Annotated in this window: 15 protein-coding genes; 6 read left to right on the forward strand and 9 right to left on the reverse strand. The window is 62.0% G+C overall.

From position 1 onward, the window contains the following. Window positions 1-20: 20 nt before the first annotated feature. From AC1DVN_RS06695 to AC1DVN_RS06710, 4 genes are read right to left on the reverse strand one after another with little or no spacing between them, the layout of a single operon-like run. A complete protein-coding gene (locus tag AC1DVN_RS06695) occupies window positions 21-1,202 on the reverse strand; it encodes a lipid-transfer protein (protein WP_020905910.1) in 1,182 nt (393 codons plus the stop codon). Beyond that, window positions 1,199-1,612 carry a hotdog family protein gene (locus AC1DVN_RS06700; protein WP_020968218.1) on the reverse strand — a complete coding sequence of 138 codons (414 nt, stop codon included), beginning with the start codon at window positions 1,610-1,612 and terminating at the stop codon, window positions 1,199-1,201. The genes AC1DVN_RS06695 and AC1DVN_RS06700 overlap by 4 nt, the downstream gene beginning before the upstream one ends. Further along, the gene (locus tag AC1DVN_RS06705) at window positions 1,609-2,037 is read right to left on the reverse strand and encodes a Zn-ribbon domain-containing OB-fold protein (protein ID WP_020905908.1); all 429 of its coding nucleotides are present in this window, start codon (window positions 2,035-2,037) and stop codon (window positions 1,609-1,611) included. Before AC1DVN_RS06705 ends, AC1DVN_RS06700 begins: the two co-directional genes overlap by 4 nt. After that, on the reverse strand, window positions 2,034-2,612 hold the full coding sequence (locus tag AC1DVN_RS06710) for an FAS1-like dehydratase domain-containing protein (protein ID WP_041814552.1): 579 nt from the start codon (window positions 2,610-2,612) through the stop codon (window positions 2,034-2,036). The genes AC1DVN_RS06705 and AC1DVN_RS06710 overlap by 4 nt, the downstream gene beginning before the upstream one ends. Before the next feature lie 65 nt (window positions 2,613-2,677). Between AC1DVN_RS06710 and AC1DVN_RS06715 the strand changes: the two genes are divergently transcribed. Further along, window positions 2,678-3,391 (forward strand): TetR/AcrR family transcriptional regulator, encoded by a 714-nt coding sequence (locus tag AC1DVN_RS06715; protein WP_020968216.1) that lies wholly within the window; start codon window positions 2,678-2,680, stop codon window positions 3,389-3,391. Here the strand turns inward: AC1DVN_RS06715 and AC1DVN_RS06720 are convergent. The 4 genes from AC1DVN_RS06720 to AC1DVN_RS06735 all read right to left on the reverse strand — a co-directional run bounded on the left by AC1DVN_RS06720 (window position 3,378) and on the right by AC1DVN_RS06735 (window position 6,477). Continuing rightward, entirely contained in the window at window positions 3,378-4,850 is a 1,473-nt protein-coding gene (locus AC1DVN_RS06720) for an MFS transporter (RefSeq protein WP_069147121.1), read from the reverse strand. The two genes, AC1DVN_RS06715 and AC1DVN_RS06720, sit on opposite strands and share 14 nt — an antisense overlap. 86 nt (window positions 4,851-4,936) lie before the next feature. Beyond that, complete coding sequence (locus tag AC1DVN_RS06725) at window positions 4,937-5,506, reverse strand: TetR/AcrR family transcriptional regulator (RefSeq protein ID WP_007731538.1); 570 nt, start codon at window positions 5,504-5,506, stop codon at window positions 4,937-4,939. Beyond that, window positions 5,506-6,126, reverse strand: coding sequence for a recombination mediator RecR (gene recR / locus AC1DVN_RS06730; protein ID WP_003943917.1), 621 nt, complete (start codon window positions 6,124-6,126; stop codon window positions 5,506-5,508). Before recR ends, AC1DVN_RS06725 begins: the two co-directional genes overlap by 1 nt. 12 nt (window positions 6,127-6,138) lie before the next feature. Next, window positions 6,139-6,477: a YbaB/EbfC family nucleoid-associated protein gene (locus AC1DVN_RS06735; RefSeq protein ID WP_003943929.1), complete on the reverse strand. Its 339-nt coding sequence runs from the start codon at window positions 6,475-6,477 to the stop codon at window positions 6,139-6,141. A 109-nt stretch (window positions 6,478-6,586) separates the two neighbouring features. Here AC1DVN_RS06735 and AC1DVN_RS06740 point away from each other — a divergent pair, with 109 nt between their 5' ends. From AC1DVN_RS06740 to AC1DVN_RS06750, 3 genes are all read left to right on the forward strand, one after another. Beyond that, entirely contained in the window at window positions 6,587-7,387 is an 801-nt protein-coding gene (locus tag AC1DVN_RS06740; RefSeq protein ID WP_020905904.1) for an Rv3717 family N-acetylmuramoyl-L-alanine amidase, read from the forward strand. Window positions 7,388-7,471: 84 nt separating this feature from the next. Continuing rightward, entirely contained in the window at window positions 7,472-7,768 is a 297-nt protein-coding gene (locus tag AC1DVN_RS06745) for a hypothetical protein (protein ID WP_020905903.1), read from the forward strand. After that, window positions 7,768-9,279: an alpha/beta hydrolase gene (locus tag AC1DVN_RS06750; protein ID WP_477993634.1), complete on the forward strand. Its 1,512-nt coding sequence runs from the start codon at window positions 7,768-7,770 to the stop codon at window positions 9,277-9,279. The genes AC1DVN_RS06745 and AC1DVN_RS06750 overlap by 1 nt, the downstream gene beginning before the upstream one ends. A gap of 54 nt (window positions 9,280-9,333) precedes the next feature. On the opposite strand, the gene AC1DVN_RS06755 is transcribed toward AC1DVN_RS06750, so the two are convergent. Continuing rightward, entirely contained in the window at window positions 9,334-9,768 is a 435-nt protein-coding gene (locus AC1DVN_RS06755; RefSeq protein ID WP_019746544.1) for an SRPBCC family protein, read from the reverse strand. Window positions 9,769-10,106: 338 nt separating this feature from the next. Here AC1DVN_RS06755 and AC1DVN_RS06760 point away from each other — a divergent pair, with 338 nt between their 5' ends. Together AC1DVN_RS06760 and AC1DVN_RS06765 are read left to right on the forward strand one after the other, a co-directional pair. Next, a complete protein-coding gene (locus tag AC1DVN_RS06760) occupies window positions 10,107-11,510 on the forward strand; it encodes an FAD-binding oxidoreductase (RefSeq protein WP_019746543.1) in 1,404 nt (467 codons plus the stop codon). Beyond that, on the forward strand, window positions 11,507-12,808 hold the full coding sequence (locus AC1DVN_RS06765) for a class I SAM-dependent methyltransferase (protein WP_003943932.1): 1,302 nt from the start codon (window positions 11,507-11,509) through the stop codon (window positions 12,806-12,808). The genes AC1DVN_RS06760 and AC1DVN_RS06765 overlap by 4 nt, the downstream gene beginning before the upstream one ends. Window positions 12,809-12,820: the final 12 nt, after the last annotated feature.

Raw genomic sequence — 12,820 nt, forward strand, 5'->3', positions numbered from 1 at the left:
TTCTCGAATTGGCGGCAAATTCAGCGATCTGCCGAGAGGACGAGCGCACTGTGCGGGACGGGAGAGCCGCCGGTCACGAGCACGTTGTCCAGAGTTTTGGTGGGTTGATTGGTGGAAGTGCCGCGGATCAGGCGTACACCTTCGGCAATACCGTTGACGCCGTGGATGTATCCCTCACCGAGTTGACCGCCGTGGGTGTTGATCGGCAGGCGACCGTCCAGCTCGAGATTGCCGTCGGCGATGAAGTCTTTTGCCTCGCCTCGACCGCAGAATCCGTACTCCTCGAGTTGAAGCAGAACCATCGGGGTGAAGGCGTCGTAGAGAATTGCGGCGTCGATGTCGTCCGGGCCGATACCGGCCTGGTCCCACAGTTGGCGCGCCACGAGTTCGACTTCCGGCATGCTGTCGATGTCTTCGCGGTAGTAGCTGCTCATCGAAATCTGTTGTGGACCTACACCTTGCGCAGCACCGCTGATGATCGCTGGTTTGTGCGGCAGGTCGCGGGCGCGCTCCGCGCTGACGATGACCAGCGCCTGTCCGCCGTCACTTTCCTGACAGCAGTCGAGCAGGCGGATGGGGTCGGCGATCATGCGCGAGTTCTGATGATCCTCGATGGTGATCGGGCGTTCGTAGAACCAGGCCTTCGGGTTGTTCGCGGCATGCTTGCGTGAGAGAACCGAGATCTGACCGAAGTCGGCGCTGGTTGCCCCGTACTTGTGCATGTAGAGCTTGGCGAGGAAGGCTTCCTGCTGCGCCGGCGTCAGAAGCCCGTACGGGTTGATCCAGTTCCGATACTCCTGGTCCGTCGACGCGTTGTACGCAAAGGGTGGTGGCCCGGCGCCGAATCGGTGACCTGATCTTTCGTTGAAGGCACGGTAGACGACCACGACGTCGGCGACACCACTGGCGACGGCAAGCGCGGCTTGTTGAACCGGTGCGCAGGCACCGCCGCCGCCGTGTGGAATACGACTGAAGAACGTCAGTTCCGGGATCCCGAGAGCGCGTGCGACCGCAATCTCGGGATTGTTCTCCATGGTGAACAGTGCAAATCCGTTCACCTCTTCTGCCTCGATGTGAGCATCGTCGAGCGCGGCGATCACGGATTCGCACGCCAACTGCCATTCACTGCGGCCGGAGTTCTTGGAGAACTCGGTGGCGCCGATCCCGGCGATGGCGGCTTGCCTCGAAAATCCTCGTGTCATGCGATTACCCTTTCCGCCGGTTCGAGAGTCACGTCGGCTGTCACGTGCGTTCCGCGAGCGTTCTTGCCGAGAACCGTCACGGTGAGCGTCCGGCCGTCGGTGTCGATCACTTTGCCGGTGAACGTCATGGTGTCTCCGGGAAAGTTCGGAACACCAAGCCGTAGTGATGTTTTGACGATTCGCGATCCCGGGCCTGACCAGTCGGTGATGTAGCGGTCGATGAGCCCGTTGGTGGTGTTGATGCTCATGAAGATGTCGGGAGTTCCGCGATCCTGCGCCTTGCCCGGATCGTGATGCACGTCCTCGAAATCCTGAGAAGCGATCGCCGTGGCGACGATGAGCGTTCGGTCCAACGGCAGTTCGAGGCTGGGAAGGGTCGAACCTACCTCGTAATCAGAAAGATTCGTCATTGCACCGATCCCCGTCGCCTCAGTTGCGGCAGCATCTCACCGTGAGCGTGCTCGGAGAACGCCACTTCGAGTTCCATACCGAATTCGAGTTCCTCGTGATCGATGCCCGCGATGTCGGCAACCAGACGCGTGCCTTCTTCGAGATCGACGAGTCCGACGGCGAGCGGGTACTCGAAGGCAGGATCCTTCGGGTGATGAATGACCGTGAAGCTGTGCAACGTGCATCGCCGCGTGGATTCGACTGTGTCCCAACTGAACGAGCGGCATTCCGGGCAGGCGGGCGCTGGCGGGTGGCGCAGAGTCTTGCAATCCGCACACCGTTGGATCTCGAGGCGACCCTCTTTGGCCGCGGAGAAGAAGAAATCGTTGTCGTCGGTGACGGTGAGTCTCGGCACCGCGGTGTGGCGGGAGCCAGTCTCGCTCATGCGATTACCTCCTGGGCTTCGGGCTTGGTATCTGTCTGGGCATCTGGTTTGAATCTGAGCAGTCGAAAGCGCTCTTCGACCAGCGTCTTTCCGTCCTGGTCCACGTACTTCTTGAACAGAGTGATGAAGCACCCGTGACCGAGAGCCGTCTGTTTGAACGGTGAGATCGCTTCGATGGTGAAATATGCGGTGACGTGGTCTCCGGGACTCAACTCCGCGAAATACTCCTGCTCGACGTTGGTCGCGACTACGGACGTGTAGCCGGCCTCGTCCAACAGCCCGAGTAGTCGTGAATAGGCGAAATCCTCGGAGGCTCCGTCGGCGCGAAGTTGTTGGACCTGCCGATAGCGGCGGTAGCCCGCCATCACCCAGGTCGAGATCATCGCGGGTGGGCAGACGACGTCTCGACGACCGGTGCTGCGAGCAGCTTCGGCGTCGACGTAGATCGAGTTGCGGTCGTCGTGTGCCTCGACCCAGTTGCGGATCATCGCCTCGTTGACGGCGTAGCGGGCGACGCGGGGTGGTTCGGCCTCTGCGCCGATGAAATTCGGAAACTGCGTCTGCAGGCTCTGCACTGAAATCCTCCGTGAACGAAAGTTGAGCAAGCGCTTGATTTTGAAGCTAGCATAGGAATCCGGAAGTGGAAACACGCGATCTCACCGACGAATTGGTTCGAGCCGGAGCCATCAGGCAGGATTGCGCTACGTTCGACGCCGGCAGCCCGGCACCCGCGAAACCCTGCCCTGAGCAGGACCGACAACCAGTGGAGATTTCAGTGGCATCACCAGATCGTCGGGAGAAGATCCTGGAGAGCTCAGCCGAGCTGTTCGCCAGGAAAGGTGTCGCCACCACGACCGTTCGCGAGATCGGCGACGCCGCTGGTGTGTTCTCGGGCAGCCTCTACCACTACTTCAAGTCGAAGAATGCGATAGTCGCCGAGCTCATGCGCGGCTTCATCACCGACATTCAACTCCGCTTCGATCAGGTGGAGAAGACGGCGAACGACCCCGAGGACGTCCTACGCGGCCTGATCCGCGAGACCCTGGTCGTCATCGAACTGCACCCGCACCCGACGGCGATCTACCAGAACGATCGGGCGTATCTACGCGACAACGATCTCCTGCAATCCGTCGACGGACCTTCCCGCCAAGTCCGCGAGCACTGGATGAAAGCGATCGCCGAAGGCGTCGATCAGGGAATCTTCCGCAAAGACGTGGCCCCGGAGATTTTCTATCGATCGGTACGAGACACCCTGTGGTCGACCACGCATTGGCCGGACCGCCAGAAATACACCACCGAAGAGTTCGCGGATCTGATGATCACACTCTTCCTCTCGGGATTCAGGGTCGCCTGACGAGATCCGGCAGGTCCAGATGTTTCGGGGTTCGCCCCTGCGGCAACAGGATCGACACCGCGAATACGACCACCGCGCAGCCCGCGCACACCAGGTAGGCGACGGAGAACCCGGTCCACGACGTGGAATGTTCCGAACCGCTGATCACGAACGCGGCGAGGATCGTTGCCACCGTCGCGCTGCAGATCGTGCTTCCGGACGTCCGCAGAAGTGAGTTCACCCCGTTGGCTGCAGCCAGTCGCTGTCGAGGCACGGCAACCAGAATCAGCAGCGAGAGCGTGCTGTAGACGATGGCGGTCCCGACTGCTGTGATACCCAGTGCTGCAACCACTCCCCACAGTGGCTTACCGGCAACTGCGTGAATCCCGTACCCGCCGGCGAGGAACACGGCACCGGTCAACATCGCGGTCCGTGAACCGAAGCGGTCGGTGATCCGCACCGCAACCGGTGAGAACAGCACCATCGCGATACTCGCCGGAATCTGGCAGAGCGCCGCCGCGATGATCGACAGGCCGTACCCGGCGCCCGGCCCCTTCATCCCCTGGAGGAGTTGTGTAGTGATCAGTGTGTTCCCGAAAAATGCGAACCCGACCAGCAGAGCCGCCAGATGCGGGATCAACACCGCACGTTTCACGAGAGCGCGGACGTCGACCAGCGGATTGACGTTGCGCCGCTGTTGAATTACCCAGAGCGTGAACAGCACCGCCGACGCGGCCAGCATGGAGATCACCGCTCCGCTGGTCCATCCCCAACTCGACCCCTGAGTGATCGGCACGAGCAGAGCGATCATCGCGGCGCTCAGACCGACAGCCCCGACGCCGTCGAATCTTCCCGACGGATTCGGCTCGGACTCTCGAATGAACAGCACCGCAGCAAGAGTCACGGACAGCCCGATGGCGGTGGTTACCCAGAACAGGACGTGCCAGTTCGAGTACTGCGCGATCATCGCAGAAAACGGTATGCCCAAAGCGGTTCCGACGCCGAGCGTCGAACTCATCATGGCCACTGCGCCATTGACCTTGTTGCGTGGCAATTCGTCACGCAGCATGGAGATTCCGATGGGGATGACCGCCGACCCGGCTCCCTGCAACGCTCTCGCGAAGATGAGGACAGCGATGTCCGACGACAGCGCACACAACATCGAGCCGAGAGTCATCATCGAGAAGGCAACCAGAAGCATCTTCTTCTTGCCGAACATGTCGGCAAGCCGGCCGAAAATGGGAGTGACGACGGCGCCGACCAGCAGCGTTACGGTCACCAGCCAGGACACGGCCGTGCGTCCAGCGCCTGTGAAGTGCGGCAACTCCGGCAGCAGTGGAACGATGACCGTCTGCAGAACAGCCTGGAACACGGCGGCGGCGACAACGATGGGGAAGAGGAAGCGGGAGCGCGGCTGCGCAAGACTCGCGTCGGGGGTGGTGGCTGCAGGCGTGCCCGGCGGACGGTCGAGCGTCGTCACCCCACACCGCCTGTTCCCACTAGGTAAATATCCGTTCACCTACATTAGGTGAACGGATATTTACCAAGCAAGAATTGTGATGCCGCTCACCCGTCGAGCAGCTTTTGGACAAGTGGTGCGTACAGCGCAACCACTTCGTCCTGGGTGCCGGTGGCATGGCCGGCCATCATCCGTCGGCGCATGATCGCCACTCCGACCACCATCGACATCGCCAGTTCCGCGCGCAATCTCGCGTCGGGGCCGGACAGGCGAGCGGCGAGGGTGTCGATCATCTGCGTCGAATAGTTCTCGCGCAGCTTGCGGTTGCTCTCTTCACTGACGCCGCTCATGAACAACAAGCTCATGGACAGCGGCTTGTACGACTCCAACGGCTTGGTGAACAGCGAGACCATGCGCTCGCCGAGCGAGTCGTTCGGGGCGTCGAAGACCGTGACCGCCGCTGCCCGGAAGTCGACCAACTCGTCGTACAACTGCTCTTTGGAACCGAAGTACTTGATGATCAGCGGAGCGCTGACGCCTGCGTCTTCGGCGATGTCCTTGAGCGTGATTTCGCGGTACGGCCGAGTCGCGAATGCTTTCCCGGCCGACGCGATGATCTGCGCACGCGTCTGCTCGGACGTACGACGCACCTGCTGACCTTGCTCCGTGCCGCTCATCAAGCGTTCCGCGACAATTCACGACGGCCGGACAATGCCCGACCCAGCGTCAACTCGTCTGCGAATTCGAGATCGCCACCCATCGGAAGACCCGAAGCCAACCGAGACACCGTCAGCCCCGGAATGTCTCGCATCATGCGAACGAGATAGGTAGCTGTCGCCTCACCCTCCGTGTTGGGGTCGGTGGCGATGATGACCTCGGACACGTCGACGCCGTCCTCCTGATTTGCGATGCGAGCCAACAACTCCCGGATGCGCAACTGGTCCGGCCCGATCCCCGAGAGCGGATTGAGCGCACCGCCGAGCACGTGATAGCGACCCTTGAACTCACGGGTTCGCTCGACAGCCTGGACGTCCTTCGGTTCCTCCACGACGCAGATCACCGTGCGATCGCGACGTGCGTCGGCGCAGATGCGGCACTTCTCCTGATCGGACACAGTTCCGCACACCGTGCAGAACTGAACGCCGTCACGGATGCGCTGCAATGCATTTTTCAAACGGTCGATCTCGGGAGGCTCCACGGAGAGCAGGTGAAAAGCGATGCGTTGAGCGCTCTTCGGCCCGACTCCGGGAAGCTTCCCGAGTTCGTCGATCAGATCCTGAACCGGACCTTCGTACACGCGTTCTCGTTTCTAGAAGCCGGGGAGACCGGGAAGGCCTCCGCCGAGTCCGCCGGCCAACGGGCCGAGCTTCTCAGCAGCGACTTCCTGTGCTTTGCGCGAAGCGTCCTCGATCGCGCCGATCACCAGATCCTGCAGCGTCTCGACGTCTTCGGGGTCGACGACCTTGGGGTCGATCTGCAAACCGACAACCTCGCCGGTGCCCTTGACCGTGGCGACAACCAGTCCGCCACCGGCCTGACCGGTCACTTCGGCCTGAGCCATTTCCTGCTGCGCCGCCATCAATTGCTGCTGCATCTGCTGAGCCTGAGCCAACAGAGCAGACATGTCGGGTGCTCCACCTGGTTGCACGAGCGGTCCTTTCTACAGAGTTATCCCCACCAGCGTAGTCGGTGCGCGCTACCGTGAGCGGGTGCGCCGGAACCAGTCAGACACCGTAAAACCGTCAGGTAGGTCAAACATGGCATCACGTGTGTTCCGCTCCACTGCCCTGATCGCCGTGGTCGGGGCTGGGCTTCTGAGCGCTGCGTGCACGATTCCGACCGAGACTGCCGAGGCCACGACTTCGGTCGAGGTGTCTCCGCTCAGCACTGTCGCCGCTGACGTCCCCGCTGCGCTCACCGGCAAGGTCGTCTTCCTCGACCCCGGGCACAGCGGGGCGAACGACGACAGCATCAACACCCAGGTCCCCACGGGCCGCGGCGGCACCAAGAACTGCCAGACCACCGGCACCAACACCGATGCCGGGTTCCCCGAGCACACCTTCAACTGGGAAGTCGCGAGCCTGGTCAAGAGCGAGCTCGAAAGCCAAGGCGCAACTGTCGTCCTGAGTCGACCCGATGACGTCAGCGTCGGATCATGCGTCGACGCACGTGCCGAAGCTGCCAATTCCTCCGGCGCCGACGTAGTGGTGAGCATTCACGCGGACGGCGCAGCAGCGGGGGCCGAGGGCTTCCACGTCTGCTACTCCGCGCCCCCGCTGAACACGGTGCAGGCCGGCCCGTCCGTCGCCTTTGCCGAAACCATGCGCGACTCACTCGTCACCGCCGGGCTCACCCCGTCGACCTACATCGGTGACGGCGGGTTGGCGCCACGCGCCGATCTGACGGGTCTCAATCTTTCGCAGCGGCCGTCGATTCTGGTCGAACTCGGCAACATGCGAAATGCCGACGAGGCAGCGCGCATGACGAGCCCGGACGGTCAGCAGGAGTACGCAACCGCCGTCACCAGCGGAGTCACCGCCTTCCTGACAACCCCCTGACCTCGCTACTGTGGAGAAATCCCGATTGTCCACAGGAAACTCGGCACCGTCCCGCTAGCCAGCTCACCTGGATACGGTTCTGCCATGGGGCCGATACTTCAGGTAGATTTCGCTGCTCTGCAGCAACTTTCAGCTGATCTGTCTCGAATTGCGGATCAGATCTCGGGGATCGATTCCGCCGGCCCGATTTTCGAAGCCGCGGCGGCCCTGAACTCGTCCGCTGTCGCGGCTGTGTCGACTGGGAATGCCGGCGTCATCGCCGACGCGTACCGGTACCTGGCTACGCAATTGGGACTCATGGCGTCGGGAACCGCTGCCGCAGCACGTCTGTACGACGCTGCCGAGGGCGAAGTGGTGTCCGAACTGCGCGGAGCCTACTGATGCAGCCCACCGTCTCTCAGCTTCGAACGTGGTCACCGGAGAAATTGCGCACGAGCACTTCGGAACTGATCGACATCGACCGGCAGATCGAAGCTCTCGGCAATGACGCCGGACGCAGCATCGACGCCGTCCGCGAATTCTGGCAGGGACAAGCGTCGAGCGCGGCGGCAGTGCAGTGGTCTGGCATCTCGCTTTCCTCGTCGCGGCTGTCGATTGCGGTTCGCGTAGTTGCGGATCTGTATGGCGGGGCGGCCAATACGATCGGGGCGGCGCGAAAATCAGTTCTGGACCTGGTCGAGGAGGCGACTCTCGAACACGGCTTGACGGTGTCAGACAGTGGAGCTGTATCGGCGCCTGAGACGAAGCAGCCGTGGAATCTGGCCGACGTCATGCAAGATTCCGAAAACGCCACGGCTGCAGAGATTTTTCAGCAGAGGATCTCCACTGCATTGACGGCACTCGACGATGAAGACAACCGGGCCGCGACTGCTCTGGGTGAGGCATTCCGGGAGATCGGATCACTCCTTGGCAATCAGACTGATCGCCTCAACCGCACTGTCGTCGACATCATCGATGGGAGGTCGACACTCCCCGGGACACCAACGGAGTTACACCGACTGTGGGAATCGCTCACTCCCAACGAGAAAGACGCGTTGGCGAGGTGGGATCCGTCCATCGGTAGCCGCGACGGCCTTCCCGCTCTCGACCGGGACTACTACAACCGGCGGTACCTCTCTGCGCTCGAGCAGTTGCCGGATCGAACGGTAGCTGCCGGATACACGGCCGTGCGCGGCGAACTGCGACCGGACACGTTCCTTCTCTCGGTCACGGATGGGCACGCCGTAGTGGCAGTCGGTAATCCCGATGCCGCCGACAACGTCGCAACACTGGTTCCCGGAACCGGCTCCGGGCTGTCGGGCGTCGGCGGAGATCTGCAACGAACCAAGGCCATGTACGACGCGGCGGTCGCGGCGGCGCCAACGGAAGCCACATCAGTGATCCTGTGGTCCGGATACGACGCTCCCCCAGGCATTCCCGATGCAGCCTCGGATCGGTACGCCAACTCCGCGGCGCCGAGGCTGGACAGCTTCCAGGACGGGTTACGAACCTCGCATGACGGTCAGCCGTCGCACAACGTGGTGATCGGTCATTCCTACGGCAGCACCGTCGTCGGTGCTGCGACTACCCGTGGCGCTTCTCTCGATGTCGACGAACTGGTTTTTGTCGCAAGTCCGGGCGTCGATGTCGAGCGCGTGAACGAACTGAGCCTGGACGGCGTCGACTCGGACGAGGTGGCGCGCCATGTTCATTCGACGACGGCCTTCTGGGATCCGGTCCAATTGATCCCCAAGATCCTCGGAGTCCACGGGTTCGACCCGTCGGATCCGGAATTCGGCGCGCAGATATTCGCCGGATCACCCGGGCAGCCTGGGTTCGGAGTTCACAGCGACTACTGGGAAAGCAGAAACCCCGCACTCACCGAATTGGGGCGGATCATTACCGGCCCATGAAAGAAGGCGCCGTACCGGTGAAGGTACGACGCCATCTCGGTGATGCAGGATCAGTTAGACGAGTTCGCGCTTGAGGTTGTCCAGGACCTGGGCCTGGATGCGCTGCAGACCCTTCGGGGCGAACGTGCGCTCGAAGAATCCGCCGATACCGGTGGCACCCTGCCACTGGGTGAGCGTCGTCACCGTCGTTCCGGTGCCGTTGGGGGCAACGGTCCAGGTGGTGACGAGACTGGAGTTCGCGTCCTTCTCGGTGATGACGTTGCCGTCGACCGTAACGGTGGCCTTGACGTTGCGCGAGCGCTTTTCCGTCGCCTTCAGCGTCCACTGCGCGACGGTGCCGTCACCCTGGCCGCCTTCGACGACCTTGTAGTCGAGGTACTGCTCGGACAGGATCCGCGGGCGAACCGTCTCGTAGTCCGCGAGCGCCGCGAGCACCTTGTCGGGTGCTGCTGTGACGACTATCGAACTCATTGCATTGACCTGACCCATATGCCCTACGTCTCCTTGCTCGACCAACGCGGCTCGATACCGCGAATGACTACCCGAATCCGCACCTCGAACTGCGCAGATATTCCTTTCCATACTGCCTGCTGCGCCCGGGTATCTCGACCATCTACCCATTCCGTGTGAGCTGGTTCACCACTCGGAGCATTTACCGAGTTCGATTGCAACAACTCGATCAAATTCGGGCATTAATACCCCTCCGGATAGCTTGCACACGCAACTACCGATAGCGTCAGGGTGTGACTCTCTCGTTCAATGGGGTAGTTCAGAAGTTAGATCGAATCCGGACAAAGCAAGGCCCGGGTTCCGATGCTGCGCGTGAAATGGGGTTCGAGCAGCACAGAGAAGGCGTCGAACGCCTACTCGCGTCATACCGCGCCATTCCCGCCGATGCTTCTGTACGCCTGGCAAAGAAGACATCCAATCTGTTCCGCGCTCGCGCCAAGACGTCGGCCCCCGGCCTCGACGTCAGCGGTCTGGCAGGTGTCATCGCCGTCGATGCGCAGGCGCACACAGCCGACGTCGCCGGCATGTGCACCTACGAAGACCTCGTCGACGCGACGCTGCCCTACGGTCTGGCGCCACTGGTCGTACCTCAACTAAAGACCATCACCCTGGGCGGTGCGGTGACGGGCCTGGGCATCGAGTCCACCTCGTTCCGCAACGGCCTGCCACACGAGTCGGTGCTCGAAATCGACGTACTGACCGGGAGCGGCGAGATCATCACCGCAACGCCGGACGGCGAACACGCCGAACTGTTCTTCGGTTTCCCCAATTCCTACGGCACACTTGGCTATTCGACGCGATTGAAGATCGCACTCGAACCCGTCAAGAAGTACGTCGCCCTGCGACACGTGCGTTTCGATTCGTTGAAGAAGCTCGAAGAAACGATGGATCGCATCGTCACCGAGCGCGAGTACGACGGGATCGCCGTCGACTATCTCGACGGGGTGGTCTTCACCGATTCCGAGAGCTACCTCACACTCGGCGTACAAACCGACGAGGAAGGCCCGGTCAGCGATTACACCGACCAGGACATCTTCTACCGGTCGATCCAGCATCCGTCACTCACACAGCCCAAGACGGATCGCTTGACCATTCGGGACTACCTGTGGCGCTGGGACACCGACTGGTTCTGGTGCTCACGGGCTTTCGGTGCACAGAACCCGAAGATTCGACGCTTCTGGCCCAAGCAGTACCTGCGCAGCAGCTTCTACTGGAAGCTGATCGCCCTCGACCACAAGTACGACATCGGAGATCGCCTCGAAAAGCGCAAGGGCAAGCCCCCGCGCGAACGCGTCGTCCAGGACGTCGAGGTACCCATCGAACGAACCGCGGACTTCGTCTCTTGGTTCCTCGAGGAAATTCCGATCGAACCACTGTGGTTGTGCCCGTTGCGTCTTCGTGAGCCCAGCCCGGCCGCTGCCTCAGCTTCTCGGCCGTGGCCCCTCTACCCCCTCGAACCCAAGCGCACCTACGTCAACATCGGCTTCTGGTCTTCGGTGCCGATCGTTCCCGGCGAGCGCGAGGGGGCAGCAAATCGACTGATCGAAGAAAAGGTCAGCGATTTCGACGGACACAAATCGCTCTACTCCGACTCCTACTACTCGAAGGAAGACTTCGAGGAGCTGTACTACGGCGGCGACCGGTACATCGGACTCAAGGAACGCTACGACCCGAAATCCCGTTTATTGGATCTATTCTCTAAGGCGGTGCAACGTAAATGACCACGTTCAAAGACTCCAAAAGCCAGGACAAGCTCTCTATTGCCGAGATTCTCGAGACGCTTTCCGACGGCATGCTGCCGCTTCGATTCACCGCGTACGACGGCAGCACCGCCGGCCCCGAAGATGCCGACTACGGACTGCACCTCAAGTCGACTCGCGGAACCACTTATCTCGCAACGGCGCCCGGCGATCTCGGCATGGCCCGCGCGTACGTCTCCGGCGATCTCGAAGCCGAGGGTGTTCACCCCGGTGATCCGTACGAGATCCTGCGCATCATGGGTGACGAACTCCACCTCAAGCGCCCGTCGGCACTGACACTCGCCAGCATCACCCGTTCACTGGGCTGGGATCTGTTGCGGCCCATCGCCCCGCCGCCCCAGGAACACCTTCCTCGCTGGCGTCGCGTCGCAGAAGGACTGCGTCACTCCAAGACTCGTGACGCCGAAGTCATCCATCACCATTACGACGTCTCCAACACCTTCTACGAGTACGTCCTCGGCCCGTCCATGACGTACACCTGTGCCGCCTACGACAATGCGGAACAGACGCTCGAAGAAGCCCAGGAGAACAAGTACCGCCTGGTGTTCGAGAAGCTCGGACTCCAGAAGGGTGATCGACTTCTCGACATCGGTTGCGGCTGGGGCTCGATGGTTCGCTACGCGGCCCGACGCGGCGTCAAGGTGATCGGCGTGACTCTCTCACGCGAGCAAGCGGATTGGGCACAGAAGGCCATCGAGGACGAGGGCCTCGCCGATCTCGCCCAGGTCCGTTTCTCCGACTACCGCGACGTGGCCGAAACCGGATTCGACGCAGTGTCCTCCATCGGCCTGACCGAACACATCGGCGTCGGAAACTACCCGGCGTACTTCGAGTTCCTCAAGGGCAAGCTGCGTGAAGGTGGGCGTCTGCTCAACCACTGCATCACCCGTCCGGACAACCGAAGCAGTGCCAAGGCAGGCGGATTCATCGACCGGTACGTCTTCCCCGACGGGGAGCTCACCGGTTCGGGTCGCATCATCTCCGAGATCCAGAACGTCGGTCTCGAGGTGCGCCACGAGGAGAACCTGCGCGAGCACTACGCACTGACGCTCGCCGGATGGTGCCAGAACCTCGTCGACAACTGGGACGCCTGCGTCGCCGAGGTCGGCGAGGGAACCGCACGCGTCTGGGGCCTGTACATGGCCGGCTCACGACTCGGGTTCGAGCGCAACGTCGTTCAGCTGCACCAGGTTCTGGCCGTCAAGCTCGGCCCCAAGGGTGAGGCGCATGTGCCGCTTCGCCCGTGGTGGAAGGCCTAGGGGCAAAGCCCC

The sequence above is a fragment of the Rhodococcus sp. P4_E4 genome, assembly GCF_056401575.1.

Excerpts from the sequence above, each read along its gene's own strand:
- AC1DVN_RS06705 (WP_020905908.1), bottom strand. The coding sequence starts at position 2,037 with ATGAGCGAGACTGGCTCCCGCCACACCGCGGTGCCGAGACTCACCGTC.
- AC1DVN_RS06745 (WP_020905903.1), top strand. The coding sequence starts at position 7,472 with ATGGGGCCGATACTTCAGGTAGATTTCGCTGCTCTGCAGCAACTTTCA.
- AC1DVN_RS06760 (WP_019746543.1), top strand. The coding sequence starts at position 10,107 with ATGGGGTTCGAGCAGCACAGAGAAGGCGTCGAACGCCTACTCGCGTCA.
- AC1DVN_RS06725 (WP_007731538.1), bottom strand. The coding sequence starts at position 5,506 with ATGAGCGGCACGGAGCAAGGTCAGCAGGTGCGTCGTACGTCCGAGCAG.
- AC1DVN_RS06695 (WP_020905910.1), bottom strand. The coding sequence starts at position 1,202 with ATGACACGAGGATTTTCGAGGCAAGCCGCCATCGCCGGGATCGGCGCC.
- AC1DVN_RS06740 (WP_020905904.1), top strand. The coding sequence starts at position 6,587 with ATGGCATCACGTGTGTTCCGCTCCACTGCCCTGATCGCCGTGGTCGGG.
- AC1DVN_RS06750 (WP_477993634.1), top strand. The coding sequence starts at position 7,768 with ATGCAGCCCACCGTCTCTCAGCTTCGAACGTGGTCACCGGAGAAATTG.
- AC1DVN_RS06755 (WP_019746544.1), bottom strand. The coding sequence starts at position 9,768 with ATGGGTCAGGTCAATGCAATGAGTTCGATAGTCGTCACAGCAGCACCC.
- AC1DVN_RS06700 (WP_020968218.1), bottom strand. The coding sequence starts at position 1,612 with ATGACGAATCTTTCTGATTACGAGGTAGGTTCGACCCTTCCCAGCCTC.
- AC1DVN_RS06765 (WP_003943932.1), top strand. The coding sequence starts at position 11,507 with ATGACCACGTTCAAAGACTCCAAAAGCCAGGACAAGCTCTCTATTGCC.